This is a genomic window from Archangium primigenium (assembly GCF_016904885.1).
GTDB lineage: Bacteria > Myxococcota > Myxococcia > Myxococcales > Myxococcaceae > Cystobacter > Cystobacter primigenius.
Genome location: NZ_JADWYI010000001.1, coordinates 1168014 through 1193843, shown reverse-complemented (window position 1 = coordinate 1193843; position 25830 = coordinate 1168014). Strand labels below are relative to the sequence as shown.

General features: G+C 71.2%; 29 protein-coding genes and 1 pseudogene. 18 read left to right on the top strand and 12 right to left on the bottom strand.

Annotated features, from left to right (window positions below; translation table 11 throughout):
• Positions 1-47: 47 nt before the first annotated feature.
• Positions 48-767 (top strand): hypothetical protein, encoded by a 720-nt coding sequence (locus tag I3V78_RS05185; RefSeq protein WP_204485203.1) that lies wholly within the window; start codon positions 48-50, stop codon positions 765-767.
• On the top strand, positions 764-1648 hold the full coding sequence (locus I3V78_RS05180; protein WP_204485202.1) for a type VI immunity family protein: 885 nt from the start codon (positions 764-766) through the stop codon (positions 1646-1648). The genes I3V78_RS05185 and I3V78_RS05180 overlap by 4 nt, the downstream gene beginning before the upstream one ends.
• Here the strand turns inward: I3V78_RS05180 and I3V78_RS05175 are convergent.
• A complete protein-coding gene (locus tag I3V78_RS05175) occupies positions 1645-2781 on the bottom strand; it encodes a serine/threonine protein kinase (RefSeq protein WP_204485201.1) in 1137 nt (378 codons plus the stop codon). The genes I3V78_RS05180 and I3V78_RS05175 overlap by 4 nt on opposite strands.
• Positions 2782-2938: 157 nt before the next feature.
• Positions 2939-3589, bottom strand: a complete 651-nt coding sequence (locus I3V78_RS05170) for an START domain-containing protein (RefSeq protein ID WP_204485200.1) — start codon at positions 3587-3589, stop codon at positions 2939-2941.
• Positions 3590-3680: 91 nt separating this feature from the next.
• Between I3V78_RS05170 and I3V78_RS05165 the strand changes: the two genes are divergently transcribed.
• Positions 3681-5183: an HAD-IG family 5'-nucleotidase gene (locus tag I3V78_RS05165; RefSeq protein ID WP_204485199.1), complete on the top strand. Its 1503-nt coding sequence runs from the start codon at positions 3681-3683 to the stop codon at positions 5181-5183.
• A gap of 28 nt (positions 5184-5211) precedes the next feature.
• On the opposite strand, the gene I3V78_RS05160 is transcribed toward I3V78_RS05165, so the two are convergent.
• Positions 5212-5676, bottom strand: coding sequence for a DUF2267 domain-containing protein (locus I3V78_RS05160; RefSeq protein WP_204485198.1), 465 nt, complete (start codon positions 5674-5676; stop codon positions 5212-5214).
• Between the two features lie 237 nt (positions 5677-5913).
• Between I3V78_RS05160 and I3V78_RS05155 the strand changes: the two genes are divergently transcribed.
• The 4 genes from I3V78_RS05155 to I3V78_RS05140 all read left to right on the top strand — a co-directional run bounded on the left by I3V78_RS05155 (position 5914) and on the right by I3V78_RS05140 (position 7801).
• On the top strand, positions 5914-6342 hold the full coding sequence (locus I3V78_RS05155) for a hypothetical protein (protein ID WP_239576305.1): 429 nt from the start codon (positions 5914-5916) through the stop codon (positions 6340-6342).
• 108 nt (positions 6343-6450) lie between these two features.
• Complete coding sequence (locus I3V78_RS05150) at positions 6451-6717, top strand: hypothetical protein (protein ID WP_239576304.1); 267 nt, start codon at positions 6451-6453, stop codon at positions 6715-6717.
• A gap of 72 nt (positions 6718-6789) precedes the next feature.
• Positions 6790-7455: a hypothetical protein gene (locus I3V78_RS05145; protein WP_204485196.1), complete on the top strand. Its 666-nt coding sequence runs from the start codon at positions 6790-6792 to the stop codon at positions 7453-7455.
• A 94-nt stretch (positions 7456-7549) separates the two neighbouring features.
• A complete protein-coding gene (locus tag I3V78_RS05140; protein ID WP_204485195.1) occupies positions 7550-7801 on the top strand; it encodes a hypothetical protein in 252 nt (83 codons plus the stop codon).
• Here the strand turns inward: I3V78_RS05140 and I3V78_RS05135 are convergent.
• From I3V78_RS05135 to I3V78_RS05115, 5 genes are all read right to left on the bottom strand, one after another.
• Positions 7779-8939, bottom strand: a complete 1161-nt coding sequence (locus I3V78_RS05135) for a S1 family peptidase (protein ID WP_239576303.1) — start codon at positions 8937-8939, stop codon at positions 7779-7781. The two genes, I3V78_RS05140 and I3V78_RS05135, sit on opposite strands and share 23 nt — an antisense overlap.
• Positions 8936-9466 carry a hypothetical protein gene (locus tag I3V78_RS05130; protein WP_204485194.1) on the bottom strand — a complete coding sequence of 177 codons (531 nt, stop codon included), beginning with the start codon at positions 9464-9466 and terminating at the stop codon, positions 8936-8938. Before I3V78_RS05130 ends, I3V78_RS05135 begins: the two co-directional genes overlap by 4 nt.
• A gap of 51 nt (positions 9467-9517) precedes the next feature.
• Entirely contained in the window at positions 9518-9877 is a 360-nt protein-coding gene (locus I3V78_RS05125) for a hypothetical protein (RefSeq protein WP_204485193.1), read from the bottom strand.
• The gene (locus I3V78_RS05120) at positions 9878-10771 is read right to left on the bottom strand and encodes a hypothetical protein (protein ID WP_204485192.1); all 894 of its coding nucleotides are present in this window, start codon (positions 10769-10771) and stop codon (positions 9878-9880) included.
• Between the two features lie 92 nt (positions 10772-10863).
• A complete protein-coding gene (locus I3V78_RS05115) occupies positions 10864-11697 on the bottom strand; it encodes a CheR family methyltransferase (RefSeq protein ID WP_204485191.1) in 834 nt (277 codons plus the stop codon).
• Positions 11698-11793: 96 nt separating this feature from the next.
• On the opposite strand from I3V78_RS05115, the gene I3V78_RS05110 reads away from it, so the two are divergent.
• Entirely contained in the window at positions 11794-12354 is a 561-nt protein-coding gene (locus I3V78_RS05110) for a CAP domain-containing protein (RefSeq protein WP_204485190.1), read from the top strand.
• A 109-nt stretch (positions 12355-12463) separates the two neighbouring features.
• Here the strand turns inward: I3V78_RS05110 and I3V78_RS05105 are convergent, their stop codons facing one another.
• The gene (locus tag I3V78_RS05105) at positions 12464-13225 is read right to left on the bottom strand and encodes an FKBP-type peptidyl-prolyl cis-trans isomerase (RefSeq protein WP_204485189.1); all 762 of its coding nucleotides are present in this window, start codon (positions 13223-13225) and stop codon (positions 12464-12466) included.
• Positions 13226-13540: 315 nt separating this feature from the next.
• Here I3V78_RS05105 and I3V78_RS05100 point away from each other — a divergent pair, with 315 nt between their 5' ends.
• The 3 genes from I3V78_RS05100 to I3V78_RS05090 all read left to right on the top strand — a co-directional run bounded on the left by I3V78_RS05100 (position 13541) and on the right by I3V78_RS05090 (position 17264).
• Complete coding sequence (locus tag I3V78_RS05100; protein ID WP_204485188.1) at positions 13541-14803, top strand: ATP-binding protein; 1263 nt, start codon at positions 13541-13543, stop codon at positions 14801-14803.
• A complete protein-coding gene (locus I3V78_RS05095; RefSeq protein WP_204485187.1) occupies positions 14800-16368 on the top strand; it encodes a sensor histidine kinase in 1569 nt (522 codons plus the stop codon). The genes I3V78_RS05100 and I3V78_RS05095 overlap by 4 nt, the downstream gene beginning before the upstream one ends.
• Before the next feature lie 176 nt (positions 16369-16544).
• Entirely contained in the window at positions 16545-17264 is a 720-nt protein-coding gene (locus tag I3V78_RS05090; RefSeq protein ID WP_204485186.1) for a hypothetical protein, read from the top strand.
• A gap of 57 nt (positions 17265-17321) precedes the next feature.
• On the opposite strand, the gene I3V78_RS05085 is transcribed toward I3V78_RS05090, so the two are convergent.
• From I3V78_RS05085 to I3V78_RS05075, 3 genes are all read right to left on the bottom strand, one after another.
• Positions 17322-17732 carry a hypothetical protein gene (locus I3V78_RS05085; RefSeq protein ID WP_204485185.1) on the bottom strand — a complete coding sequence of 137 codons (411 nt, stop codon included), beginning with the start codon at positions 17730-17732 and terminating at the stop codon, positions 17322-17324.
• Between the two features lie 7 nt (positions 17733-17739).
• Entirely contained in the window at positions 17740-17973 is a 234-nt protein-coding gene (locus I3V78_RS05080; protein WP_204485184.1) for a hypothetical protein, read from the bottom strand.
• A 19-nt stretch (positions 17974-17992) separates the two neighbouring features.
• Positions 17993-18786 (bottom strand): IS5 family transposase gene (locus I3V78_RS05075; protein ID WP_204485183.1). Its coding sequence is split into 2 segments (ribosomal slippage): positions 17993-18450 and positions 18450-18786, totalling 795 coding nucleotides; the frame shifts between segments, so codons are not numbered across the junction.
• A 518-nt stretch (positions 18787-19304) separates the two neighbouring features.
• Between I3V78_RS05075 and I3V78_RS39030 the strand changes: the two are divergent.
• The 7 genes and pseudogenes from I3V78_RS39030 to I3V78_RS05045 all read left to right on the top strand — a co-directional run.
• Positions 19305-19460, top strand: a pseudogene (locus tag I3V78_RS39030) (IS66 family transposase); the annotation flags it as partial.
• Between the two features lie 68 nt (positions 19461-19528).
• The gene (locus tag I3V78_RS39025) at positions 19529-20191 is read left to right on the top strand and encodes a hypothetical protein (protein WP_239576302.1); all 663 of its coding nucleotides are present in this window, start codon (positions 19529-19531) and stop codon (positions 20189-20191) included.
• On the top strand, positions 20188-21033 hold the full coding sequence (locus tag I3V78_RS39020; protein ID WP_239576301.1) for a hypothetical protein: 846 nt from the start codon (positions 20188-20190) through the stop codon (positions 21031-21033). The genes I3V78_RS39025 and I3V78_RS39020 overlap by 4 nt, the downstream gene beginning before the upstream one ends.
• 165 nt (positions 21034-21198) lie before the next feature.
• Complete coding sequence (locus I3V78_RS05060) at positions 21199-22305, top strand: hypothetical protein (protein ID WP_204485182.1); 1107 nt, start codon at positions 21199-21201, stop codon at positions 22303-22305.
• A 13-nt stretch (positions 22306-22318) separates the two neighbouring features.
• Positions 22319-23521, top strand: coding sequence for a tetratricopeptide repeat protein (locus tag I3V78_RS05055; RefSeq protein ID WP_204485181.1), 1203 nt, complete (start codon positions 22319-22321; stop codon positions 23519-23521).
• A gap of 28 nt (positions 23522-23549) precedes the next feature.
• Positions 23550-24182: a hypothetical protein gene (locus I3V78_RS05050; RefSeq protein ID WP_204485180.1), complete on the top strand. Its 633-nt coding sequence runs from the start codon at positions 23550-23552 to the stop codon at positions 24180-24182.
• Complete coding sequence (locus I3V78_RS05045; RefSeq protein WP_204485179.1) at positions 24179-25807, top strand: TIM44-like domain-containing protein; 1629 nt, start codon at positions 24179-24181, stop codon at positions 25805-25807. The genes I3V78_RS05050 and I3V78_RS05045 overlap by 4 nt, the downstream gene beginning before the upstream one ends.
• The last annotated feature ends 23 nt before the right edge of the window (positions 25808-25830 follow it).

Below are 25830 nucleotides of genomic sequence, written 5' to 3'. Positions count from 1 at the left end.
CGCCAAGACGTCGTTGGTTTTGGAAGACATGGGCTCTGAGCACCCTGGTGACGGGGTGTTACGCGTGGGACTCGGCCACGAGCGCCTGTCAGCGCACGCCCACCTGGTGCGCCAGCGTCGCGGGCGAGGAGAGCGTGGTGCCCCTCGTGCGCGGCGGCGCCGAAGTCGCCTCGCTCTCGGCCGTCCACCGCCTGCTGTCTCACGCCACCCTCGCCCAGGTGGAAGAAGCCCTCGTCGCCTGCGCCGAGTCCGCCCACGCCCAGGTCAACCTCCAGCACTTCGGCGGCCAGAGCCCGTCACGCCCACAGTGCCAGGAAGTCCTCCACGTCGACCCGTGCGGCGTCTCCGTGACGCGCGCCATGCGCCTGGGACAGGAGAAGCACCACCTGGCCCTCCTGTGCGCCCAGGAGAAGTTGAGTTCGCTCATTCCGGGACGCTTCGCCCTGGAGCCCCGCTACCGCCAGGACCCGGCCACCGGCCGCCCCCACCTCGTCTCCGAGCAGGAAGCCCGCCGCCTCCTACACACGGGCTGCGGCGAGGACCTCAAGGGCACCCTGCGCCCCGATGTCGTCCTCCACTCCGGCGACCCGCTCCTCGTCCAGGCCCTCTACGACTTCAAGTTCCCCTGCGACGCGAGTACCACCCCTTCATGGAGGCGGTACCCCCCAGGGCATGTTCACGCGGGAAAGAGCCAGGGCGACGTCTACCGTGCCATGTTCGCTGCCCCGACGGCGCTTGTCGCTCCTCGATGGGGAGTCCTCCCATGAATCCCATTCCCCAGATCAGATGCCATGCGAAGAATGGCGCGCTCGTCGTCAGGGAAGGCGTGAGCATCTGCTTCTATCTGCGCCAGCACCATCGGGACCTCCGCCCGGCGATCCTCCAGTCGTTGGACACCTACCTGCGCGCGGTGGGGCACGGCTCACTCGGTTGGTACACGGACGCCGAGGGTGATTGGCAAGAACTCGATCCGACGGGCTGGGCGGCCGTCCACCAAGAACTGGACCAGGACACGGCCTTCCTCCACCTGACCGACACGCCGAACGGAGCCAGCCAATACGCTGTCGACTACCGAGGAATGGAGGTCCATGACACGGACGCGGTCTGTGCGCTCTGCTTCTGGCTGCCCACCGAACAGCTCGTTCAACGCGGAGCCCCTTGGCTGAGAGCGCTGGCGCTGGCATTGGCCGCGCCATTGCCCTTCAACTCCGGTCATGCGGGTCTCGCCTTCAGCGCATTGACCCAGCTCGCCGGAGTCTCCTCGACCCTTCGTCCGTGGTGCTTCCAGCATCCAGGCATGGATGTGCCCGATCCGGGAGGGCTGGCGCATCGGCTCGGCACGCGGGTGCCGGGCGTGCATTGGCTCACCTTCCTGGGCCCGCCCGTGCTCGGCGAACTGGGCGGCGCCTCGGGGCTGCGTGCCCGCCTCGTCTCTCCCGACATCTCCGTGCACGAGTTGGACCCCCAGCGCGTCCTGCTCACCCTGGGCGCCGAGCCCGACGCCGGTGACACCTCCGTGGGCCACCACCTCCCCCTGCACCGCGAGGTCGCTCGCCTCCTGGAGCCCTGGCTCTTCCACCGCCCACTTCCCTGGGGTGGCTTCTCCCCCGAGGACCTGCGCCGCTGGGAGCGCCGCTTCCTCGACTAGCCCGTGACGGGGGCCTCACACAGCATCCGCGCGACCAGCCACGTCGCCGCGAGTCCGCCCACCCCCCACCCCACGAGGCCGAACCACCGCCCCTCCCCCACGTCTTCCCGGGGAGTGGCCGACACGGGCGGGGCGGCGGCCCAGTCGGGCACCTCCAGCGGCTCCACCCCCTCGGGCAACAGGGCCATGCGGTCCCGCTCGGAGGGCCGCGGCCCCGGCTCCCGCCACGGCCCCACCTCCGGCGCCTCGGCCAGCCAGCGCTCCAACGCCTCGCGCACCACCCCCGCGTGGGCGGGCCTCGCGAAGGGCGACTTGTCCAGCAAGCGCAGACACAACCCGGCCAGCGCCTCCGGAACGAACGGCTCGAGCCGACGCGGATCCACCGGCGGCGTGCGCAGGACCTGGTCGCGCAGCCGCTCCAGGGACAGCCGGTTGTCGAAGGGGCGGCAGTGGGTGAGCGTCTCGTAGAGCAGGACCCCGAACGCATACAGGTCCTCGGAGGGGTGCGGGGGTCGGCGCGTGCCGGACTCCAGCGGCTCGGAGAACAGGAAGGCGACGAGCTCGGGCGGCTGGCGGTACAGCGACTCCGGGAACACCCCCTCCATCGGGCCCCAGTCCCCCGAGACATGCGACTCCATGAAGCCGGTGAGGAAGGGCACGCCGGAGGGCTCCTCCACCAGGACGTTGTCCGCCCGGAGATCGCGGTGGCACAGGCCGCGCGCGTGCAGCAATTCGAGCGAGCGCGCCAGCAGCGCCAGCGACCCCACCGCACGGTGCAGGGACACCCGGTAGCGCCACCGCCACTCATGGAAGGTGTGGCCCCGGGTATGGGACGTGACGAAGTAGGTATGGCCCGTGCGCGCGTCGGGCCACCGGCCCCACTCGAGCACCCGGGGGAACGCCGGATGGTCCAGCCGCTCGAAGGTGGCCAGGTCGCGCCGCAGCCGCGCCTCCACCCGGTCCACGTCCTCGGGGGCCAAGGGGCGCGCCGCCATCTTCAGCGCGAACTGCCGCCCGTCCCGCTCCACCAGGAAGGCGAAGCCGAACGCGCCCAGCTCCAGCCGCTCCACGATGCGGTAGGGCCCCACCCAATCGCCGGGCCCCAGTTGCTCCGGATGACGGGGGGGACTCATGGCCACGTCCCGAGGCGGGAAGCGGACGGCGGGCGGATCGGGCGAAGGCGGGCTCCAGGGCGCACGCCGGGGACAGTAGGGGGCCGCCCCGCCCCCACGCAAGCCCAAAACCACTTCTCCCGTCACCTCGCGCCAGGTGACGTCCGCCGTCACGTCCCTAGGGCGCGGGCGCGGGCGTCTCCTGGGCGAGCGCGAGCGCGCGCTTCTCCAGGGCGCGCACCGTCTCCACCACGGCGTCCATCTGCCCCACGCTCGCGAGGAAGCTCGGCACGGAGCCGCCGGCCTCCACGGTGAAGCGGTAGACGAAGTGCACGCCGCCCTCGGGTTTGGCGGTGAAGTGCCAGCTGCCCATGTTGCGCAAGAGCCGCACCACGCCCCGGCGCTCGGGCACCACCCCGTGGGCGGGCGCCCAGCGCTGCAGGAAGGTGGCCCGGCCCTCGGCGTCCTGGCCCTCCTCCTCGGAGACCCGCAGGACGTAGTCCCGGTTGGAGACGATGGGCAGGTCCAGCTGCGTGTACGTCACGCGCGAGCCCCCGGGCTCCTGGGCCAGCACGCGCGACTCCGTCACGTGCGGCATCCACCGGCGGAACTGTTCATGGTCCTTCAGGGCGGCCCGGAGCGCGTCCAGGTCCGCGGCCAGCTCGCCCTCGGCCCAGAAGTCCTTGCCCCCGGGAATGTCCGCCCGTGGACGCGTGCGGATGACCATGCCGTCGCGCCGCTCCGTGCTCCAGTCCTTGGATTCCGCCGCCTGGGCCGTGCCCATGAGACACGCCATCAGCAGCACCCACCGACCCATCGCCCGCGTCACGCTTGCCTCCCCGCCCCGCCAACGCCCCGTGTCCAACGGGCCCGTGCGAGAACCATCGACTTTTCGCACAGTCCAGGGCACGAAGATGCTCATGATTGGCCATCCGGCAGCCCCTCCTCCCGAGCGCGGGCTCTTCTGCAACCGCACCCTCAACCTGAGGGCCATCAAGGCCATCGGGTACGACATGGACTACACCCTCATCCACTACAAGGTGGAGGTGTGGGAGCAACGCGCCTACGAGCACATGCGCGACCGGCTCGTCGCCCAGGGCTGGCCCGTGGCCCACTTGCGCTTCGATCCGGCCTTGGCCATGCGCGGGCTCATCATCGACACCGACAAGGGCAACCTGCTCAAGGCCAACCGCTTCGGCATCGTGAAGAAGGCGCTGCACGGCACGCGGCCCCTGAGCTTCGAGGCCCAGCGCGACGAGTACGTGCACACGCTGGTGGACCTGCACGAGCGGCGCTGGGTGTTCCTCAACACGCTCTTCTCGCTGTCCGAGGCGTGTCTCTACGCGCAGGTGGTGGACCTGCTGGACGAGGGCAAGCTGGGCGGGCCCATGGGCTACAACGACCTCTACGAGCACGTGCGCCGCAGCCTGGACGCCACGCACATGGAGGGGGCGCTCAAGGCGGAGATCATCGCCGACCCGGCGCGCTACGTGCAGCAGGATCCGGACACGGCGCTCGCCTTGCTGGACCAGAAGAACGCGGGCAAGAAGCTCCTGCTCATCACCAACAGCGAGTGGGCCTACACCCTGCCCATGATGCACGCCGCGTTCGACCCCTACCTGCCCCCGGGCATGACGTGGCGCGAGCTGTTCGACGTGGTCATCGTCAGCGCGCGCAAGCCCGAGTTCTTCACCTCGCGCGCCTCGCTGTTCGAGGTGGTGACGGTCGAGGGCCAGGAGGGGCTCCTGCGGCCGCACACCGGGCCGCTCAAGCCGGGGGTGCCCTACTTCGGGGGCAGCGCCATCGAGGTGGAGCGCTCGCTGCGCATGAGCGGGGATGAAATCCTGTACGTGGGCGACCACATGTTCGGCGACGTGCACGTGAGCAAGAACGAGCTGCGCTGGCGCACGGCGCTCATCCTGCGCGAGCTGGAGGACGAGGTGCGCGCCATCAGCGCGTTCCGGGCCACCGAGGCGCGGCTGGCCGAGCGCATGGAGCAGAAGGAGCGGCTGGAGGCGGAGGCCTGCCAGGTGCGGCTGGAGCTGCAGCGGCGGCGGCTGGGGTACACCGCGCGCGACGAGAGCCTGCCCGGGGACGAGCAGTTGCACGCGCGCGCGGCGGAATTGCGTGCCCAGCAGGAGGCGCTGGACGTGGAGCTGGGGCCCATGGCGCGCGCCGCGAGCGAGCTGTCCAACCCCCTGTGGGGCCTGCTCACCCGGGCGGGCAACGACAAGAGCCACCTGGCGCGGCAGGTGGAGCGCTACGCGGACATCTATACGTCGCGCGTGAGCAACTTCCTGTTCGCCACGCCCTTCGTCTACCTGCGCAGCCCGCGCGGCAGCCTGCCGCACGACCCGACCCTGCCCGGCGGCACGCCCGTGTTCCCCACGTCGCCCCAGGGCGGCGAGGGCGGGGCGCCCTGAACGGCTCCACCCGGGCGGCGGCCCAGGGCTACTGGGTGCGCCGCCACAGGTGTTGCAGGTCCCAGGACAAGAGGCGCTCCAGCTCCTGGGCCTCGGCCTCGGTGAGGTACTCGCGCAGGCCCTGGAAGACGGCGCGCACGAGCGGCTCCACCGCGTCGGCGTCCTGACCCACGGCGCGCGCCACGTCGGGCAGAAGGGTATCGGAGGGCACCTCCGGCTCGGCGGACGCCTGGACTTGGACCAAGGGCCGCGAGACCGGCAGGAGCTCCAGGAGCTTGAGCGCCAGCGGGTCCGGCGCATCCGCGTCGTCACCGGGCTCGAACTGCCGGAGCAGCCCGGTGAGGACGGCCACGGCGGCCTTCTCGGCCACCTGGGAGTCCACGCCACGGGCCTCGGACAGGTGGGTGAGGAAGGAGGCGGACTGGGCTCCGGGACGCGTGGGACGACGCTTGTCGCCCCGGCTCTGCGGGTTGCCCGGGGGGGTGTCGGACATCGAACGCTCCTCACGAGGTGGGTGTCCCGGAAAGGTGCGCATCCCGGACGCGGAGCGGAGGTGTCGCCGGGCCACCCGCCGCCGGGAAGGGGCGGCCCACCTGGAGAGCAGGCGAGTCACCAGGGGGATCGGCAAGCCATGTCAGACTCGGTTAGTATGCATGGGGCCGTGAGTGATTCGACCAACGGCGCATTGCGAATCCTGGGACAGGAAGACCTTCTCGGGGAGGCGTATCGGATGCCTGTCCTCAATGGGGGCGGACGAAAGAAGCGGGCCCGCAAGCAGGACGCGGAGGCCAAGCCCGGTTTCGCCACGGCTCTGAAGCTGGTGGTGAAGCTCGGTCGCGAGCGCGCCAAGGAAGTGGGGAAGACGGCGCTCTCGCGCTGCCCCCGCTGTGGTCACGTCGGGCCCACCGAGCAGGACTTCGGCACCCGCGTCATGAAGGGCGGCGAGCGTCGGCCCCAGTCCTGGTGCCGCAATTGCCGCAAGGTGAACCTGCCCCCGCTCAAGGCCCTGCCCCACGCCGCCAACCGCAAGGTGAAGGCCACGCTGGTGAGCACGGCCAACGAGACCCCCGAGCCCAAGACGTCGGCCTCGCCCTCGCCCCAGGACGGCTGGCTCTTCCCGCCCGAGGTCGTCGGCAAGCGCAAGCGCCGCAAGTCCTGAGCCGCCCGGGCGGACGGCCATGGGGTTGGCGCCTCCAGGGGTGCCGCGCTCCCGTCGCGTTCCCACCTCTTCCTTACGGGGAGGGGGACAACGACGGAGGCAGCGCACATGGCGGTTCGGACCGACATCGTGGGAATCAAGAACAGGCGGCAGGTGGACGCGAGCGCGGCTCAGCCCAACCAGCAGGCGAGCAAGGGCTGCCTCATGCCCTTCCATGACGAGATCCCCCTGCTGCGGCGGGATCGGCTCCTGGCGCGGGCCACCCTGGGCCCCGCGGCGGAGCCCGCCCAACACAAGGCCCCCCGCGGGGAGTCCACGGTGCGGGGACGCAAGAAGCCGCCCAGTGAGATGCACATCCGGCGCGTCGGCGGATGAGCCGTGAGCCCGTGAACGGCGCGGCGCGACAAATCCGGGACGGCTCGGGCGAGCGGTCTATGGTGGGGGAGCATGAGTGACATGCTGTTCTCCTCCGAAGTCGAAACCGTCGACACCCGCCACCTGGGGCGCCTGTGGGTGGCGGATGTGCTGGATCTCGCGCTCTCGGCCCTGCTGGGCTGGGGCGCGTTGCGCGCGCTGGAGGTGGATCGCACCCCGGTGACGCTCGTCGCCGCCGGGTGTGGCGTCTGGTTCTTCATGAGTGCGCTGGGCGCGCTGAGCGGCTGGAGTCTGGGCCGGGGCCTCGTGGGCCTGCGATTGATCCGCGAGGGCGGCGCGCCGGGCCTGGGCCGGGGCGTGCTGCGGGCCCCGCTGGTGCCCGTGGACCTGCTCTTGAGTCTGCCCTTGCAGCGGCGGCCGTTGGACCGGCTGTTGGGGGTGTTCCCGGAGGCGGTGCCCCTGGAGCCGAGGGCCTGGCGGGGAGGGCTCGGGTGGATGGGGTTGTGGCTCGTGCTGGGGGGACTCGCGGGGGTGTTCCTGGTGAAGCCCACGCGGGGCGAGTCCCTCAAGTACCTCAAGACGCTGGATGGCTGGCGGTGCTGCCATGGGCAGTGGGCCCCCACGGTGGACAAGTGCGCGCCCGCGCTGGCCCGCGCGGTGAGCGAGGCCCGGAGCGGACACGCGCGGGCCCAGGCCGTCGTGGCGGACTGCCCGAAGGCGGCCGAGGTCCTGCGCTGACGCCTCCCGGGGTGGAAAACTGGCGGGGGCGTCCCCACCGTTCCTTTCACACCCCTTCACACGCGAGGAGGCAGCGATGGCCGTCAGGACGCGAATGGCAGGCACGAAGAACAAGCGCCGGGTGACGAGCGCCGCGCAGGCGGTGAGCAGTCCCCAGCCCAGCAAGGGCCGCAAGACGGTCCCGCGGGATCAAGCCGCGGCGCTGCGCCGCCAGAAGCTGATGCGCAAGGCCACGCCCGGTCCGGCCATGACCGAGCCCCCGGCGCTGGGCCCCGCGACCACCGAGGTCCACCCCACCCGGAAGAGCGCCAGCCGGCGCAAGGTCAAACGCGGCAACGCCCCGTGAGGCGCGCCCAGGGGCCCGTCCTCCGGCGCCCCCCGCGCCAGGCTCCGGCGGCCACGGCCCACGGCAGCAGGCCCGACGCCGCCGCGCAGCCTCGGGGCGCGTCGTCTCCGGGAGGCGGCTCACAGGCGGTGAAGCACCGGCAGGCCTCCGGGCCCTTCGGCTCCAGGCGGACACAGGGGCCCGCCTCGCCACAGGTGTCATCCCCGGTGCAGCGGGCGCCGTAGTCGCCGGCCTGCAGCGCGTGCAGCAGGCACTGGCCCGGGGCACCCGCCTCGGGCACCTCGCAGGACAGGCCCGAGGGACACTCCGCGTCGCGCGTACACGGCGCGGCGCACAACCCGCCCGGCGCGAGCACCGGCCCGGCGGGCGCGGGCGGCTCGGCGAGGAAGGGCGCGAGGAAGCCCTCACGCAGCGCGGCCACGCGGACCTGGACGGCCTCGCGCTGGCAGGCGAAGTCCCCGCTCACCGTGATGCCCACCAGCACCTCCCGGCCTCGGGCATCGCGGGCCAGGACGGGCCCACCGCTGTCCCCCACGCAGCTCATCGCCGGGGCCGGACCCGCGCGGAAGGACGCGGCGTCCACCTGCGTCACCCGCAGGTCGCCCTGACGCCGTGTGCCCCCGGCGAGCGTGGGGTCCTTCGTGGCCCCGAAGCCCACCACCCGCGCGAGGCCCCCCGGCATGAGGCCCTCGTCCTCGGGGGCGGGCAGGGCCAGGGGCGGCACGTCCACGGGCGAGGCCAGGCGCAGCAGCGCCACGTCCCAGGCATGCGTCGCGGGCACATAAGCCGGGTGCCGCACGGCCCGCGCCACCCGCACGAAGCGCCCCTCCGCGCCCGAGTCCTCCGGCAGCCGCTCGCCGAGGAAGACTTCGTAGGCGCCCTCGGGACCGAACACCTCCAGGCAGTGCGCCGCCGTGAGCACCACGTCCGGAGCGACGAGCGCCCCCGAGCACAGGAGCGTCAGCGGCTCGCCCGAGCAGCGCACGCGCCGGGCGAGGAGCGCCACCACCGCGTCGTCCGCGGGCGCCGCCGTGCCGTCCACCACCGCGGCCACCTGGCGCGCGGGCACGTCTCCGGGCGTCACGGGGGCGCAGGCGCCCAGCAGACCCAGGCCCAGCGCCCCGAGCCCCGACCTCAAGGCTCCCGCGCGTCCGCGTGGGCCGCCCGCGCCAGGGCGTCCCGCTCCTCCCGCAGGGCGCCGAGCCGGGCGCGGTGCCGGGAGAGCTGTACCTCCAGGCGTCGGGCCTCCACGTCATCGCCCCGGGCCTGGGCGCTCTTGCGCTCGAGTTCCAGCCGCGTCACGTCCCGGCCCAACAAATCGGTGATGCGCGCCAGCTTGCCGTGCCGCCACTCCGGCGTCTGGGGCAGCTCCGGCGCGGGGGCCTCGTTCTCCCCGGGCGCCACGCCGTCCTCCGTGTCCACGGGCGCGGGCACCGCGCGCATCGCCTCCCGGGGCATCGCGGCGAGCGCGGGCGCGGGCGGCATGAGGCGCACCGTGCCCGGCTCCCAGGCGACGGCGGGAGGCGGCGCGGGCGTGCTCCGGACCCGGGACGGCGCGCTGGAGGAAGGCAGCACCTCGGGCGCCGTTCCCAGGGCGAGCATCAACCATGCGGCCCCCAACAGGCCGCCCACGAGCGGAACGGCGATTCGGGCGCGGGGAGTCATCTCACGGTCCATCATCGGGAAACACAGCGGAAAACACAGCGGGAAACACAGCTAGAAACGCAGCCTCCACCCCTCGGAGCGCCGCTCCACGCGCAGCAGCAGGGGCTGCGCGTGCACGGCACCACCGCGGGCCACCCGCGTGCGCACCAGCAGCGCATCCGGATCCCGCCCATCCGCCTTCACCTCCAGCACCGCCACCAGGGACAACCCCTGGGCGCCCAGGTCCGTCACCAGCCCCGGGCAGGCCCCGGGCGCGGTCAACAGCGGGCCCAGCACCGCGCAATCTCCGGAGGGCAGGGCCGCGAAGAAGCGCCCCACCACGTCCCGGGCCGCCGCGTGCCGCTCCGCGTCCGGGGACGCGCAGGCCAGCAGTCCCCCCAGCACTCCCGCGCATGCGAGCCCGCGTCTCATCTAGTAGCAGTCGGGCGCGTACAGCTCATCGTCGCTCGCGGCGGTGAACTGGTCGTTGCAGTAGGCGCTGGTGAGCGCGTGGCCGTTGCGCACGCAGCCGTCGTGGTTGGTGGCGTCCACGGTGTACTGGGTATCGCCGCCACAGCCGGGCCCGCAGCGGCCAAAGCAGTTGCCCTGCACCTTGGGGCGGCTCTGGTGGTCGGGCTCGCCGCACACCCACTTGCCGCCGCTCATGTACAGCTCGTCCCCGTCACACGTGGCGTGGTCGCCGAGCTGGGCGAGCTGCTGGTTGGCCGCCAGGTCGAAGCCTCCGTGCTGGCAGTCGTGCTTCGCGTACGAGTACCAGTTGAACGTGGTGCCGCAGCTGCCCGTGAACTTGCCGTTGCACTTCGCGTAGCCGCACAACATCGTGTAGCCCCGGCCCTGCTCGCCCATCACCGTGCGCTGCAGCTCGACGGCCGGCGGGTGCTCGGCCCACAGGCCCACCGCGCGCCGCAGGTACTTGAGCTCGGGCGCGAGCGCGGGGCCCGCGGGCAGCTCGGCGCCGAGCGCCGCGTACAGGCCCGCGAGCAGCTCCCGGTCCCCGTCCAGCATCTGCGTGTCCTGGCCGTTGTCCTCCGCGAAGCCGTCCAGCGACGACACGCCCTGCTCCGCGTCCACCAGGCCCGTGAGCGACATGCCGTTCTGCCGCACCTCGATCCGGTAGACGCCGGACTCCACGCGCCGCGAGGCGAAGCGCACCCGGGCCTCGCCCTGGCCCCAGGCGCCCGAGGCCGCGCCGTCGGCCTCGCGCGTCAGCTCCAGCGCGCCCGGCGCCGAGGACGCCTCCGTCCCTCCCGGCTCGCCACAGGCCGCCAGACACACCGCCGCGATCGCACCCACGTAGTTCCGCATCACGCGTCCCCTCGCCCCGGTTTCCTGGAGATCCAGAAACGGGGAGAGGTTCGACTTAATGGAACTGTCCGATTGTGGCAAGTCGCGCCGGGTCAGGGCTTGCCGGGGCCGAGCCAGCGCCATACCGGCGCCTCGGGACCGGCGGCGCGCACGAGGCCCTCGGGGGGCGCGGGCAGGGCCTCCTGGGCGCCGATGACGAGCAGGCCCCCGGGAACGAGCCGGTGCAGCAGGCCCGCCAGCACGCGCCGCTGCACGGGCGGGGCGAAGTAGGTGAAGGCCACGTTGCGGCAGAGCACGAGGTGGAAGGGGCCCTCGGGCATGTGCTCGCGCAGGTCCTGAGGGCGGAAGTCCAGGCCCTCGCGCCAGGCGGGGCGCACGCACCACAGGGGGCCCTCGGCGGCGAGGGCCTCCTCGCTCCACGCGGCGGGCACCTCGCGCAGCGTGGCCCGGGCGTAGCAGCCCCGCCGGGCCCGGGCCAGCAGCGCGACATCCGCGTCCGTGGCCACCAGGTCCAGGTGGAACTCCGGGAAGCGCGGCGCGAGGCCCCGCCGGAAGAGGACGGACACCGAATAGGGCTCCTCGCCCGAGGCGCAGCCGGCGCTCCACACCCGCAGGCACGACCCGCCCCGGGCCCGCGCCTCCGCCAAGACGCCCGGCAACAGCACGTCGCCCAGCACGTCGAAGACGGCCCGGTCCCGGAAGAAGCGGGACACGGTGACACGACACAGCGCGTCCAGCACGGCGCGCTCGGCGGCATCCCCCTCCAGCCGCACGAGGTAGGCGGCCAGCCCCGGCACGCCGAGCGCCGTCATCCGCCGGGTGACGCGCTTGCCCACCTGGCCCCGCACCCGGCGAAACCCCTCCAGCCGCAAGCCCAGACGGGGCGCGGCCCAGCGCAGCAACTCCTGGCACTCGGCGTCCGTCATGACGGCCCTCTCCCCCCGCGTGGCGGGCGAGACTTGCCACGGATCGGCCCCCCCTCCAAAGTTCCAGCAACCCTGGGCCCCGAGAGGAGCCGTTGCATGAACCGACTGCTCGCCCTGTGCATGTCCTGTCTGACGCTGAGCGCCACGGGCTGTGGCGAGAGCGAACCGGTCCCCACCCCTCACGCCGAGAGCGCCGACAGCCCCCTGGCCACCGAGATGGTCGCCGCCCACAACGCGGCGCGCGCCGGGGCCACCCCCCCGCCCCAACCCGCCCTGGCCGGCCTCACCTGGTCGACCGAGGCCGCCGCGGTGGCCCAGGCCTACGCGGCGCGGTGCGAGTTCGAGCACAACAAGAACCGCGGCCCCTATGGCGAGAACCTGGCCGCGGCGGCGCCGCCGGGCACGAAGACGGACGCCCAGGTGGTGGAGGATTGGGTGTCCGAGGCCGCCGATTATTCGTACACCAAGAATACCTGCGCCTCGGGCAAGGTCTGTGGCCACTACACGCAGGTGGTGTGGCGCAAGACGACCGAGGTGGGGTGCGCCACGGTCATCTGCACGGAGAATTCTCCCTTCGGCGCGCGCTTCCCCACGTGGCAGCTCTGGGTGTGCAACTACGCGCCCCCGGGCAACTACGCGGGCCAGCGGCCCTACTGACGCCTCGAATCGAATCCCCCGAAAACGACTCCGGGCCACCGGCCGCCCCGAGACGACGGGGGAGCGCGATGGCCCGGGAGACGACCCGCGACGCGACGCGGCGCCAGAGCTACTTCTTGGCGGGCGGGGGCGTCGTCGGGGCCGGGGTCGGGGGCGCCGGCGGGGCGGGAGGCGGCGCCGCGGGGGGCACGATCTCCAGCAGCTCCACCTCGAACACCAGCGCCGAGCCGCCCGGGATGCCCGGGGTGCCGCGGTCGCCGTAGGCCAGGTCGGACGGGCACACGAGCTTGGCCTTGCCGCCCACCTTCATCTTCGCCACACCCTCGGTCCAGCAACGGATGACGCCGTTGAGCGGGAACTGGGCCGGCTCGTTGCGCTTGTACGAGCTGTCGAACTCCTTGCCGCTCGGCAGCGTGCCCCGGTAGTTCACCTTCACCACGTCACTGGCCGTGGGGCTCGGGCCGGTGCCCTCGGTGAGGCTCTTGTAGATGAGGCCGGACTCGGCGCGCTGGGCGCCGTCCTCCTTGGCCGCCTCCTCCAGGAAGGCCTTGGACTTCTCCTTCTCCTTCTCCGCGCGCGCCGTGGAACGGGTGCGCGCCAGCTCCTGCAGCTTGGGGCCGTAGGTCTGCATGTCGACCTCGGACTCCTTGCCGGTCAGCTGCGCCGTGAGGCCGGCCTTCACGAACTCGACCTCCTCGGGCGACATGTCGAACACCTGGATCTGACGGCCCAGGGACGAGCCCAGCACGTAGAACGTCTTCTGGTCGTCCGTCTGGGGCGTCGGACCCGCGCCACCGGCGCTCCCGCTGGAGCCCTGCTGCTGACAGCCCGTCGCGACGAGCAGCGTCGCCACCATAAGAAACTTCCGCATGTGTCCTGCCTTTCTCACCAAGGCGGCAAGCGCCACCCGTCCGGGCGCCCTTATACAGAAAAATCGCCAGTCGGCGGGGGCCCACACCGCGCTTATCTTCCCCCGGATGCCGGGATGCTCCCGGGCCGCGCCCCCCGCCACCCCGGATCCGCCCCATGCCCGGCGCGCGGTGCGATCCAGGGCCTTCCCCTGGCGCCAAGTGGGAACGTGCGGGTCCTGTTGTTTGCGAAACGTCCGGGCGGCCGCCGGGTGACATCTCTTCTCGAAGTGGTCGGCGCCGTCTGGTACGGACGCCAGGAATCGGACGGAGGCGCCGTGCAAGCAAGGCAGAGCCCGCGCACCAGCGTCCTGCTGGTGGATGACCAGCCAGCCGACCTGGCGATGCTCGAGCGCCATCTCCAGCCCTTCACCCTGCATGTGGTCAAATGCGCCTCGGGCGAAGAGGCCCTCGCCCGCTGGGAGGACGAGGACTTCGCCCTGGTGCTCATGGACGTGCGCCTGCCTGGACTCGACGGCATTGAGACGGCCCGGTGCCTGCGCGCCCAGTCCATGCTGCGCCCCGTGCCGCTCATCTTCCTCACCGGCGGTGACAGCGAGGAGGATCGCGTCGCCCGGGGCTACGAGACCGGGGGCGCCGACTGGCTGCGCAAGCCCGTGGACCCCCGCGTCCTGCGCGCCAAGGTGGCCGTCTTCGTGGAGCTGCACCGCGAGCGCGAGGACCTGCGCCACCAGCAGGCGGCCATGCGCGAGCGGGCGCGCGAGGTGCTGGAGGCCAAGCGCGAGCGCGCCGAGACGCGGCGCCTGCGCGCCGAGAGCGAGCGCGAGCGCCTGGTGGTGGAGCTGCGCGAGGCGGTGCGCCTGCGCGACGAGTTCCTCTCCGTGGCGAGCCACGAGCTGCGCACCCCCATGACGCCCCTGTCCCTGCGCCTGCAGCTCATGCGCCAGGAGCTCAAGAAACAGCCCCTGCCGCTCGAGCGGCTGATGAGCCACCTGGACTCGGCCGACGCCCAGGTCAAGCGCATGACGAGCCTCATGGACAGCCTGCTGGACGCCACGCGCATCACCAGCGGCCGGCTGTCCCTGCGCCGCGAGCAGGACGTCAACCTGGCGGCCATCGTGCGCGACGTGGTCACCGGCTTCGAGGCCCAGGCGGCGCGCGCCGGGTGCGCGCTGGAGCTGGACCTGCCCCCCCGCGTGCTCGGCGAGTGGGACGTGCTCCGGCTCGAGCAGATCATCACCAACCTGGTGTCCAACGCCCTCAAGTTCGGCGCCGGCCACACGGTGAGCCTGCGGCTGGAGGATCTCGGGGACTGGGTGCGCCTGAGCGTGCGCGACGAGGGCATCGGCATGGACGACTCCGTGCGCGCGCGGCTCTTCGGCCGCTTCGAGCGCGGCGTGTCCGAGCGGCACTACGGCGGCCTGGGCCTGGGCCTGTTCATCACCCGCCAGGTGGTGGAGGCCCTGGGCGGGCGCATCCTCGTGGACAGCACGCCCGGCCAGGGCTCGCGCTTCACCGTCGAGCTGCCCCGCACCCCTCCGCCGATGACCGGCGTGGCCGGAGGAGGCGCGGGCGCATGAGAGGCGACCCGTCAGAGACGCTCGGGCCGCTGCGCGTGCTCGTCGTCGATGACAGCCCCGCGGACCGCATGATGGCGGCGCGCGTGCTGCGGCGTGCCTTCCCCGGCATCCACATCCTGGAGGTGGGCGAGGAGGAGCAGTGGCAGCGCGCGCTCGAGCAGCCGCGCTTCGACGCCGTGCTCGTGGACTTCATGCTGCCGTGGACCACGGGGCTGGATCTCCTGCACGACGTGCAGCGCGTCTGGCCGGGCATCCCCGTGCTCATGCTCACCGGCACGGCCGAGGAGTGGCAGGCGCTCCAGGCCGTGCAGGAGGGGCTCGAGGAGTACCTGCCCAAGACGAGCGAGTCCTACGCCCTCCTGCCGCGCTCCATGCGCTTCGCCCTGGAGCGCACCCGCCAGCGCCAGGCCCTCAAGGAGTCCAACGAGACGCTGCACCTGGTCATCGAGGGCGTCTACGGCCACGCCATCTTCCTGCTCGACGCCCAGCGCCGCATCATCACCTGGAGCGCGAGCGCCGAGGCCATCACCGGCTACAGCGAGCACGAGGTGCTGGGCCGGCCCTACGGCGCGCTGCTGATGCCCGAGGAGCTGCGCGGCGCGTCCTTCTCCCAGGAGATGGACCAGGCCGAGCGGCGCGGCGTGTACTCGGGCGAGGGCTGGCGCCTGCGCCGCGACGGCCGCCGCTTCTGGGCGGACATCACCGTGAGCGCCCTGCACAAGGAAGGCGGCGCGCTGCGCGGCCACGTGGTGGTGCTGCGCGACGCCACCGAGCGCCGCCAGCACATGGAGGAGCAGCAGCGCGCCGTGGACTTCCGCGAGCGGCTGCTCGGCATCGTGAGCCACGATCTGCGCAGCCCCCTGCAGGCCATCCTCCTGCAGTCCCAGCTGCTGGCGCGCCAGGTGCCGGACCCCAAGGTGAAGGCGTCCACCGCCCGCATCAACCAGGGCGCCGAGCGCATGACACGCATGATCGGCGACCTGCTCGACTTCACCCGGGGCCGCCTGGGCGGCGGCATTCCGGTGGACCGCCGACCGGGAGACTTCTTCGCCCTGGCCGCCGAGGTCACCGAGGAGCTGCAGCTCACCTCCACCCAGAACCCGCTCATCCTGCGCACGGTGGGCGACGGCCAGGGCGAGTGGGACCGCGACCGCCTCACCCAGGTCATCCAGAACCTGGTGACCAACGCGCTCAAGCACGGCGCCGCGGGCACGCCGGTGCAGGTGGTGCTGGAGGGCGAGAAGGACGCGGTGGTGATGCGCGTGCGCAACCAGGGCCAGCCCATCCCCGCCGAGTTCGTCCCCCTGCTGTTCGATCCGTTCCGGCGCGCGGGCCGGCCGGACAAGCCGAGCGATCCCCTCTCCGGCCTGGGCCTGGGGCTCTACATCGCGCAGGAGATCGTGACCGCCCATGGTGGCACCATCTCCGTGCAGTCGGACGCGGAGGCGGGCACGCTCTTCACCGTGTGGATGCCACGCCGTGCGCCGCCCGAGGAGGGCGCCGTCCACCGGGAGTCCTCGCACCGGGAGGGCCTGGAGGCCCCCTCGGAGAAAGAGCACTCCTGACCGGAGGCCGGTCCCGGAGCCTGGCGCCCGGCCGCCCGCCCGCTTCCAGGACGTTCGCCCGCCTGGTGGGGATGGCGGGTGCGGCCGGGGGTGGCCACCCTAGCCGCGAGGTCTCATGACGGGGCCCGCGAGGGGTTCCAAGGGGGGCGGGCGTGAACAGGGCGATGAGGACGGCCGTGGGCGGTGCGCTCCTGGGGCTCCTGGGTGGCTCGGCCGCGTGGGGCCAGGGTCAGCCGATCCCTGAGGAGACCCCCCGCTGGCGCGCCACGGTGGAGGCGAACACGGACCTGCCCCTCTCGGTGGGCGGACGCCTGGGCATCGAGTCTCCGTGGCACCGATTGGGCCTGTCGACCTCGCTGGGCTACCAGCCCCTGGCGTACGTGCGGGCCATCAACAGCGCCGCGGTGCTGGTGGGCGCGTATGACCGGAACGCGGCGGACCTCATCGAGGACACCCTGCAGGGCTCGGTCGTCTGGCGCACGCACGTGAGCTGGCGGCCGGTGGCGCGCGCGGGCCTGTACGTGGAAGCGGGCTATGGCCGGGTGACCCTGGGAGGCAACACGCGCCCGGAGTCGCTCCTGGCGAGCCTGACGGGGCTGGAGGCGCCCTCGGACGGAGGCGCGGACGGGCGGGACTACCACCTCCGCACGGTGCTGCACCTGTTGGACGTGGAGGTCGGCTGGCGCTGGCGGCTCGGAGGTGGATGGACGGCGCGCACGGGGCTCGGCGGAGCGGTGGCGCTGGATGCCAGCAGCAAGGTGGAGCCGCGCTTCACGCCCGCCGAGGGGGAAGAGGTCGCCACGTTCTCGCGCGAGGCCGAGGCCGTGCTGGACCGGACCTTCGAGCGCGCCATGCGACTGCCCGTGCTGTCCTTCTCCGTGGGCTACGCCTTCTGACGAGGGTGCACGGGGACGCGCGCCCAGCCACACGGCGGAGCAATGGCCGCTGATCGGCTATGTCTGTTCTGGCTCGTCAGCGCTCTTCCTCGCCAGTTCGTCGGGCAAGGGGGTCCGAAGGAATCGAAAACCCTGCGCTCCTCTCCGAGGAATGACTTGAAAACCTTGTCCTGAGATCCTGACCAGTTCGCCATCCCGGGGCGTGGCACGGGCGAGCCACGTATCCGCCTCCGCTCGTGTCGCGAACACATGAGAAACGACGACGTGTTCGGCGGCAGGAGTATAGAAGGCCCTGAAGAACTCGCGATAGTCGTCCAGGTTCTGCTTCTCCCGGACATAGATCAGCGCCACGGCGGCCACACGGATGGCCTCGTCTTCTGGAGAGCCCTCCGGGCACTTCTCATTCAAGACGCCCAGCGTCTGCAGAACCGAGTCGACATCGAATCTTGGATTGTATTTGACCGACATGATCAGCTCAAGAGGCAGCAGCAACAGGAACCAGGACCAGCCACCCTACAGGGCTTACTGTCAACACGAAAGCAGCTCCCGCGACCAGAACCACGGTCCCAATCGCCAACTCGTCACGGTGACCATCAATCCATTTGAGCGCACGCTCCATGTCGGAGAAATCCAGCTTTTTCTCCTTATCCCTCAAGGCTCGTTCCTGAGCCTCTTCGCATTCCGCGAACTGCTCCCGGCAGAGCGTCATGCACCGCTCATAAGAGAGCCTAACTCAACCGCCGGACGAGGATGAGGCAACAGGCGAGCTGGAGGAAGGCGAAGTGGATGTCGTCGCGCACTTCGTAGCGGATGACGAGGCGGCGGAAGAACTTCAACCAGGCGAAGGTCCGTTCCACCACCCACCGGTGGCGACCCAGGCGAGTGGAGGACTCCACGCCCCGGCGAGCAATTCTCGGTTGGATGTGCCGCTGACGAAGACCCTGGCGCACACGCGGATAATCGTAACCCTTGTCCGCGTGCAATTTACCGGGCCGCCTGCGCGACGCGCCCCGCGGCGACTTCACGCGAGGAATCTCGTCCACGAGCGGCAGCGCCTCGCGACTGTCATGCGTGTTGGCTGGAGTGAGCGACTCGGCCAGCGGCAGGCCCGCTCCGTCGGTCACCAGGTGGTGCTTGCTGCCCGGACGCCCTCGGTCCGTCGGGTTGGGGCCGGTGAGTAGACCCCCCTTTTTGCCGGCACCGACGTGGAGTCGATGGCGGCTCGTTTCCAGTCAATCAGCTCCTGGCCTCCCAACTCCGCCTCCAGCAGTCGCTGGAGGCGTTCCCACACTCCCGCTTCGGCCCAGTCGCGTAGGCGTCGCCAGCACGTCATGCCGCACACGCCGAACACCTCGGCGGGCAGCGACTCCCAGGGGATGTTGACCTTGAGGACGAAGATGATGCCGCGCAGCGCGAGCCGGTCCTCCTTCCAGGGCCGTCCGCCCTTGGGTTGCGGAGGATGGACGGGCAGCAGGTCCTTCACTCGGACCCACAGGGCGTCCGGCAGCAGTTCTCGGGTCATACCTCCAAGGTGGTTACGCCCGGGCTACTCCGCAAGTTAAGTTAGGCTCTCTAATACCACCCGCTTTGCTCTTCGCTGTGTGGCCACGGGTAGCGTTTATTCCAACAGTGCTGCATGCACTCCACGTGCTCTTGTTGGCAATCATGGCCACCCGATCCCCCAGTCGCGAGCGAGGCTCCCAATCCTCGCGCGTCCTTGGAAACGACATGGACGCTGGTCTCCAGACGCCGCGGATGCACGCATCCAACGCACACCATGGCAATCGACGTTGCCAGGGCAACCATTCTCATCGGCCCTCCCTTGAGCCCGACTTCCATTTCCTGAAGGATACATCGACGACCCGGTCGGCCTGAATCACCCCCTCGGCCGTGGGCATGATCCGCTCAATCACCAGCCGGGATGGAGACTCACGGATCATCTTCCAAAGGCGCGCTCGCCAGGGTCAAACGCCCTGAAAGCTGGACGACCATGAAGCATTCTCCAGCGCTCCTGATCCGCTCAGCGTTCTTCGCGCCGCCAGTCCCAACTCCTCGAGGCCGCCTTTCTCCGACACGCCTGGTGGTCCGCGTCAGTGCCAGCAGCCCACGGGCAGAAGTCCCGGCGGACAGCCCGGCCACAGCAAGCATGAGCGAGCGCTGCTGCGGCCCGAGCAGGCGCAACGCGTCGTCGAGGTGGATCACAAAGACGGGTTCCATCGTAGAGTGGAACCCACATGGGACCGGTCGCTTTCGCGCGGAGGGCCATGGCCGTAGGCCTCGCCCTCATCCTCATTTCCTGCGGCACCACGCGCCACACGGACGCCGGGCCTCCTGGTCCCGAGGACCTGGCCAGATGCGCGCTCATCATCAAGCCACGAGCGGACGGGCAGGTGACCCACGAGTGGCTCCCCCTCGAGGCCTTCGACATGGCGACGCTCCAGCCCGCGATGAGCCGAGCCATGGCCCACCGCGATATCGTGCGCGTCTCCACCTCGGACTCGGCGTTGGAGGAGTACTGCGAGGGTCGGCGCCTCCAGTGTGAGCAGGATTGCCTCACGAGCAGCAGACCTTTCCTGGTGGATTGGCGCAAAAACACTGACACCAAGGCACGACCCTGGCGCGTGGCCAGATACGCGTGGTGCCCGAGCAACTGCTTGGACGCCAAGGTGGACTGCACGAGGAGGCGCGGCCAGTGGAATGAAGAGTATTCGCCCAGCTTCCAGGCGATAGCGCCCGCCATCCACTGGCTCAAGGAACACCGTACGGAGCTCCTCGTGGGGACCGTCGTTGTCATCGCCGGTGTTGCCTTCACGGTCGTGGTCGTTGGCTCGGGAGGAGGGGCACTGGCACTGGCGCCACTCGTGGTCTTCGCCGAGAACACCCCGGGGACTCCCCATGAATTTCAACTCACGGAGGTCGGCGGGTGACCATCCTCGAAACACTTGCGTCCGCCGCGAGGTTCGCCGGTTCGCGCTGGCAGGCCGCGCGGGCTCGAGGCCCTGAAGACGAAAAGCGACTCTGGCGGTATGTGGGCGAAAGCAGGAACTTCATTCACGTGACCGGGCAGCTCTACCGCTTCGAGGACTATCTCGCGGGGCTGGCGCCTGGAGGTCCCTCCAGGACGAGTCCGGTCTTGAACGCGAGCACGGGTGCATTCTCGCGACCCGCGACCGAGATGCTCCTCGCGGTCCTCGACGAAGTATCCGAGCCCCAGCAGAAGCAACACGTCCGCGTCCTCATCGCACTGCTCGACTTCATCGCTGACACGGGCCAAATCGAGGAGGTCGAGGACTTCTTCATCCATCATCATCAATATGCGCCCATCGCCGTGGCGCGGTTCACCCGCCGCGAGGATGCGGAGCGCTGGTTGAAGGACACCGCGGAACCACCGAGCCCAGCCCACATCCTCATTGGGGATGACTATTACCAATGCGGGTACATGCGCGAGGACGACACCCGCGGCCTGGAGCGCGAGTACGTCATGGAAGCGGCCATCGCGGCGCTCACCGCGAAGGGAATCCCGCCGGGAGCCCCCTCATTCTCCTCTCGAACGGAAGCGGAGGAATGGCTGAAGCGCCACCCCGCCCATCCCGAGTGCTTCGTGGTCATCGCCGGGGAACACTACCTGGCGGTGCACCACAAGAGGCTGAAGCTCCACACACTCCACCCCGTGGCGTCCGCATTGAGCGCGTGGGAAGAACACAAGAAGAAGCTCGCGCTCGAAGAATCCGAGGAAGCAGAAGCCCCGCCCGTGGAAGACGGTGGGTAGCCCATTGCAATCGCACCGTCAGTGCCTGATTTTCAGGGCATGGACGTGGGCGTGAGGGCGGCAAGCTCCAGGCGCGGTCCCAACACGGCCCTCCCCGAGCATGCAAGACAAGATCGACCGTCGGCGTGGCCCCCCTTCCGCCACAAGGTCTAGGATTGAGGACCCATGAGCTCGTTGCGCCGCGCCACGCGAGAGGATGCCCCCCAGTTGTTGGACCTGTTCGGCGCCGTGCCCATGCAAGGCGAGCTGGTGCTGGCCACGCGGCGCGAGCCGGACTTCTTCCGCCTCTATGACATGCAGCGGGGCCTCGCGGAGCCCTGGGTGCACGAGGTGGAGGGGCAACTGGACGGCCTGGGGACGATCCTCGTGCGGGACGGCTGGCTCGAGGGCCGGGCCTGCCGGGTGGGCTATCTCGGGGACCTGCGCACGCGCTTCTCGGCCCGCCGCAGTCGGGGACTGTCGCGCTTCTACGGACCCGTGCTGGAGGAGACCGCCGAGCGGCTGGGCGTGGAGGCCTTCCTCACGGCGGTGATGGCGAGCAACGCGACCGCCCTCAATGCCCTGGTGAAGCGCAAGCCGGGCCGGGTGTCCCAGCCGCGCTACACCTTGCTGCGCCGCTTCGGGTCGGTGTCCGTGCATTTCACGCGTCGGCGCACGCCCCGCCCGGGCCGCTACCGGGTCCGCCGGGCCACGCCCGAGGACATTCCCACCATGGCCGCGCGGCTGGACGCGGACCACCGCGCACGGGCCTTTGGCTACCGCTACGACCTGGGCGAGCTGGAACACCGCCTGGCGGACTGGCCCGGGCTGCGCGTGGACGGCTGCTATCTGGCGTTCGACCCGGACGGCGCGCTCGTGGGCTGCACCTCGGTCTGGGATCCCCAGGCGGTCAAACGCTATCAGGTGCTGGCCTACCGGGGCTCGATGCGCTGGGTGAAGTGGGGTTACGACGCGATGGCCACGGTGCTGCGCGCGCCCCGACTGCCCGCGCCGGGCAATGCCTTCAACTACTTCTACCTGTGCAACACCAGCATCCAGGACGAAAACCCAGACATCCTGCGCGCGCTCGTGGAGCAGGTGTACGCGGACCATCAGGGCCAGGGCTATCACTTCTTCACGCTGTATCTCGACGAGGGAGATCCGCTCCAGCCCGCGTTGAAGGGCTTCTTCCAACGACGTCTGGATTTCCACCTGTACGCGGTGACGCCCGCCAGCCGGCCCCGAGACCACTTCCCCGAGGGACGCACGGGCTTCGAAATGGCCCTGGCGTGAGTATGCTCCCGGGATGTCCCGACCCTCCGTCCCGGTGGCCCTGCTCGCCCTGCTCCTGTTGGGCGCCGGCTGCACCTCGCGCCAGGGCGCGCATCCGCTGACCTCCGTCGAGCGCGACACCTACGAGGAGCGTCTGGAGAAGGCCCAGCCCTTCCTCGTCGGGCCTCGGGGCACCCCGGAGTTGGAGGCCCTCGCCCGGGAGTTGGAGGCGCGGCTCGAGCACCACCCCCGGGACGCCGCGCTCCATGCCCTGCTCGCGCGCACCGCCCTGGCGCTCAAGCGCGACGACCAGGCCCGGGCCGAGGCCCAGCGGGTCGAGGCGCTCGCCCCGGACTCCGCCGAGGCCCACTTCCTGCGCGCCTTCTTCCTCGGCGGACGCGATCCAGAGAAGCTCGCCACCGCCCTCGCCGAGGCCCAACGTGCCACCGAACTGGACCCCCAGCGCGGTCGCTCCTGGCGACTGCTCGGCACGCTCCACCTGCAACGCCAACAGCCCGCCGAGGCCCGTGCCGCGCTCGAGCGCGCCCTCGCCCTGGAGCCCGACAACGCCCAGGCGCTCTTCCTGTCCGGCCTGCTCGCCGAGGACGAGGGCCGGGCCGACGCGGCCCTGCTCGCCTTCGAGAAGGCGAGCCGCGTCGCCCCGGACTTCGTGCTCGCCCATACCCATGCCGGGCGGCACCTCCAGGACGCGCGCCGGAACGAGGCCGCGCTCGAGCACTTCCAGCGCGCGGCGGCGCTCGCCCCCCGGGACTGGCGGATCCGCGAGCGGCTCGTCCAGGTGCACCAGGCGCTCGGGAACACGGCCCGGCGCGACGCCGAGCGCGAGGCCCTGCTCGCGCTGCACCGCGAGGGCGGGATGGATCAGGACTTCTACATCCGCGAGCAGTGGCACGAGGGACCGTGGCTCATCGCGGTGGTGGAGAACCTGGAGCTCAAGGGCGACTGGGCGCGGCGCTACGAGTTCCAGGTGTTCGGCGCCAGCGGCGAGCGGCCCGAGCGGGTCATCTCGCTCGGCTCGTATGCCTTCACCAACGACTTCGCCCGCGAGAAGAACCCGTCCGCGCCGCGCCTGTTCCACCTGGACGCCTATGGCGCGGACGACTCGCACGAAACGTATGGGCTCTTCGAGGGCGAGCCCTCCTATGACGACACCCGGGCGCGGGTGCTCGCCATCCTGCGCGGTGAGCTGCCCCCCTCCTCGAGCTCGAAGCGCTAGACTGCGCGCTCCCAGCCAGGAGAGCCGAATGGGGGCATCCCCCTACTTCACCGACGCCGCCCGGGCCCAGGCCGCCACGACGGTCCAGGCCATCGAGTCCCGCACCGCCGCCGAGGTCGTCATCGCCGTGAATGCCCGCTCGGGCCACTACCGCCACACCGACTACCTGGTGGGCTTTGGCGTGTCGCTCGCGGCGCTCGTGGCCATGCTCTACCTGCCGCAGGAGTTCCCCCTGGAGACCTTCCCCGTGGGCGTGGCGCTGGCCTTCGTGGCGGGCGTGCTCGTGCTCCAGCTCGTGCCCGGCGTGCGCCGTCGGCTGACCGCGAGCGCCCTGCTGGACGAGGCCGTGCGCACCACGGCGCGCGCCGCCTTCGTGGACCAGGGCATCACGCGCACCACCGGCCGCACCGGCATCCTCGTCTTCGTCTCCCTCTATGAGCGCCGGGTGGAGGTCGTCACGGACCTCGGCGTGGACCCCGCGGCGCTCGGTGAGGAGTGGACCCGGGCGCTCGCCGGCGTGGCCTCCGCCGTGGCCGGCTCCAAGGATCCGGCGCCCTTCTTCCAGGCCCTGCTCGCCCTCACGCCGCCCCTGGAGCGCGTGCTGCCCCGCTCCCCCGACGACGTCAACGAACTCCCCGACGCCCCCCTGCACGTCTCATGAACCGCACGAAGCGCCTTTTGTCCCTCGGGGTCCTCGCCGCCTGTCTGTCCCTGCTCCTGCTGCCCGCGATCGACAGCGAGGCACGTCCGGGCGGCGGCAGCACCTACCGCGGCTCCTCGTCCTCGCGCGGCTCCTCGTCCTCGTCCTCCCGGGGCTCGTCGTCCTCCCGAGGCTCGTCGTCCTCGTCCTGGAGCGGCTCGTCCTCGTCCTCGTCGTACCGCTCCTCGGGCACGAGCTATTCGAACAGCTCAAGCTGCGGCGGCGGCGGCATGCTCTGCGCCATCTTCAGCGTCATCATCCTGCTGCTGATCCTCCAGCGGGTGTTCAGCTCGGTGCAGGAGCAGAACGAGGAGCAGGCGTGGAGCACCGTCCTGCCGCCCGGGCGCACGTCCGGACCCCGGCCCTCCACCACCGCCTCGGCGCGCGATCGGCTCACCTCGCTGCGCCGGGTGGGCCCCCCGGGCCCCAATGGCCGGCCCCGGCCCTTCGATCCGGACTTCTCGCTCATTCCCTTCGAGGACTTCCTCTACGCCCTGTATGCCCAGGCCCATGAGGCGCGCGGGGGCAACCGGTTGCAGACGCTCAGCGCCTACCTCTCCCCGGAGGCGCGCGAGACCCTGGCGGCCCTGGGCGACACGCCCCGGCAGGTGCACTCGGTGGTGGTGGGCGCCATGCAGTACCTCGAGGCCACCCAGGTGCGGCCCACCAGCACCCACGTGAGTGTCACGGTGCGCTTCGAGGCCAACTACACGGAGGTGGAGGCCTCGGGCCAGGAGCGCGCCTACTACGTGGCCGAGGAGTGGCGGCTGTCGCGCGCCACCGCGGTGCAGTCGCGCCCGCCGGATCAGGCGCGCGTCTTCAAGTGTCCGCACTGCGGCGCGCCCCTGGACGGCATGCGTGGCGGCGTCTGCTCGTACTGCGAGCAGCAGGTGAACACGGGGCAGTTCGACTGGGTGGTGAGCGAGATTTCCCCTCAGGAGCGCGAGCGGCGCGGCCCGCAGCTCGGCGGCGAGACGCCCGAGCAGGGCACGAACCTGCCCACGCTCGTGCAGTCCAACCTGGACATGCACTGGAGCAAGGCCCAGGAGGAGGATCCCGACCTGAGCTGGGAGACGTTCTCGCACCGGCTGGAGACCATCTTCCAGGAGATGCAGGTGGCCTGGAGCAACCGCCAGTGGGAGCGGGTGCGCCCGTACGTGAGCGACAGCCTCTTCCAGATGCAGCTGTACTGGATGGACACCTACGCGCGGCAGGGCCTGCGCAACATCACCCAGAATGCCCGCATCACGGACGTGCAGATGGCGCGCGTGGTGAGCGACAAGTACTTCCACGCCGTCACCGTGCGCGTGTACGCCACGAGCCTGGACTTCACGGTGCGCGACGCGGATGGCTCGCTCGTGAGCGGCAGCAAGTCGCGCGAGCGCGCGTACAGCGAGTACTGGACGCTCATCCGGGGGCGGGGCGCCAAGGGCCAGCCCGGCTCGGACAAGAACTGTCCCTCGTGCGGCGCGCCACTCGCGCTCAACATGGCGGGCAACTGCACGCACTGCGAGGCCCGGGTGGCCTCGGGGGACTTCGACTGGGTGCTCAGCCGCATCGAGCAGGACGAGTCCTACCAGGGCTGACGCCCCCGTCCGCCGTCCGGGCC

Excerpts from the sequence above, each read along its gene's own strand:
- I3V78_RS05180 (WP_204485202.1), top strand. The coding sequence starts at position 764 with ATGAATCCCATTCCCCAGATCAGATGCCATGCGAAGAATGGCGCGCTC.
- I3V78_RS05175 (WP_204485201.1), bottom strand. The coding sequence starts at position 2,781 with ATGAGTCCCCCCCGTCATCCGGAGCAACTGGGGCCCGGCGATTGGGTG.
- I3V78_RS05165 (WP_204485199.1), top strand. The coding sequence starts at position 3,681 with ATGATTGGCCATCCGGCAGCCCCTCCTCCCGAGCGCGGGCTCTTCTGC.
- I3V78_RS05160 (WP_204485198.1), bottom strand. The coding sequence starts at position 5,676 with ATGTCCGACACCCCCCCGGGCAACCCGCAGAGCCGGGGCGACAAGCGT.
- I3V78_RS05155 (WP_239576305.1), top strand. The coding sequence starts at position 5,914 with ATGCCTGTCCTCAATGGGGGCGGACGAAAGAAGCGGGCCCGCAAGCAG.
- I3V78_RS05150 (WP_239576304.1), top strand. The coding sequence starts at position 6,451 with ATGGCGGTTCGGACCGACATCGTGGGAATCAAGAACAGGCGGCAGGTG.
- I3V78_RS05145 (WP_204485196.1), top strand. The coding sequence starts at position 6,790 with ATGAGTGACATGCTGTTCTCCTCCGAAGTCGAAACCGTCGACACCCGC.
- I3V78_RS05140 (WP_204485195.1), top strand. The coding sequence starts at position 7,550 with ATGGCAGGCACGAAGAACAAGCGCCGGGTGACGAGCGCCGCGCAGGCG.
- I3V78_RS05130 (WP_204485194.1), bottom strand. The coding sequence starts at position 9,466 with ATGACTCCCCGCGCCCGAATCGCCGTTCCGCTCGTGGGCGGCCTGTTG.
- I3V78_RS05125 (WP_204485193.1), bottom strand. The coding sequence starts at position 9,877 with ATGAGACGCGGGCTCGCATGCGCGGGAGTGCTGGGGGGACTGCTGGCC.
- I3V78_RS05120 (WP_204485192.1), bottom strand. The coding sequence starts at position 10,771 with ATGCGGAACTACGTGGGTGCGATCGCGGCGGTGTGTCTGGCGGCCTGT.
- I3V78_RS05115 (WP_204485191.1), bottom strand. The coding sequence starts at position 11,697 with ATGACGGACGCCGAGTGCCAGGAGTTGCTGCGCTGGGCCGCGCCCCGT.
- I3V78_RS05110 (WP_204485190.1), top strand. The coding sequence starts at position 11,794 with ATGAACCGACTGCTCGCCCTGTGCATGTCCTGTCTGACGCTGAGCGCC.
- I3V78_RS05105 (WP_204485189.1), bottom strand. The coding sequence starts at position 13,225 with ATGCGGAAGTTTCTTATGGTGGCGACGCTGCTCGTCGCGACGGGCTGT.
- I3V78_RS05095 (WP_204485187.1), top strand. The coding sequence starts at position 14,800 with ATGAGAGGCGACCCGTCAGAGACGCTCGGGCCGCTGCGCGTGCTCGTC.
- I3V78_RS05085 (WP_204485185.1), bottom strand. The coding sequence starts at position 17,732 with ATGTCGGTCAAATACAATCCAAGATTCGATGTCGACTCGGTTCTGCAG.
- I3V78_RS05080 (WP_204485184.1), bottom strand. The coding sequence starts at position 17,973 with ATGACGCTCTGCCGGGAGCAGTTCGCGGAATGCGAAGAGGCTCAGGAA.
- I3V78_RS39025 (WP_239576302.1), top strand. The coding sequence starts at position 19,529 with ATGGCCGTAGGCCTCGCCCTCATCCTCATTTCCTGCGGCACCACGCGC.
- I3V78_RS05060 (WP_204485182.1), top strand. The coding sequence starts at position 21,199 with ATGAGCTCGTTGCGCCGCGCCACGCGAGAGGATGCCCCCCAGTTGTTG.
- I3V78_RS05055 (WP_204485181.1), top strand. The coding sequence starts at position 22,319 with ATGTCCCGACCCTCCGTCCCGGTGGCCCTGCTCGCCCTGCTCCTGTTG.
- I3V78_RS05050 (WP_204485180.1), top strand. The coding sequence starts at position 23,550 with ATGGGGGCATCCCCCTACTTCACCGACGCCGCCCGGGCCCAGGCCGCC.
- I3V78_RS05045 (WP_204485179.1), top strand. The coding sequence starts at position 24,179 with ATGAACCGCACGAAGCGCCTTTTGTCCCTCGGGGTCCTCGCCGCCTGT.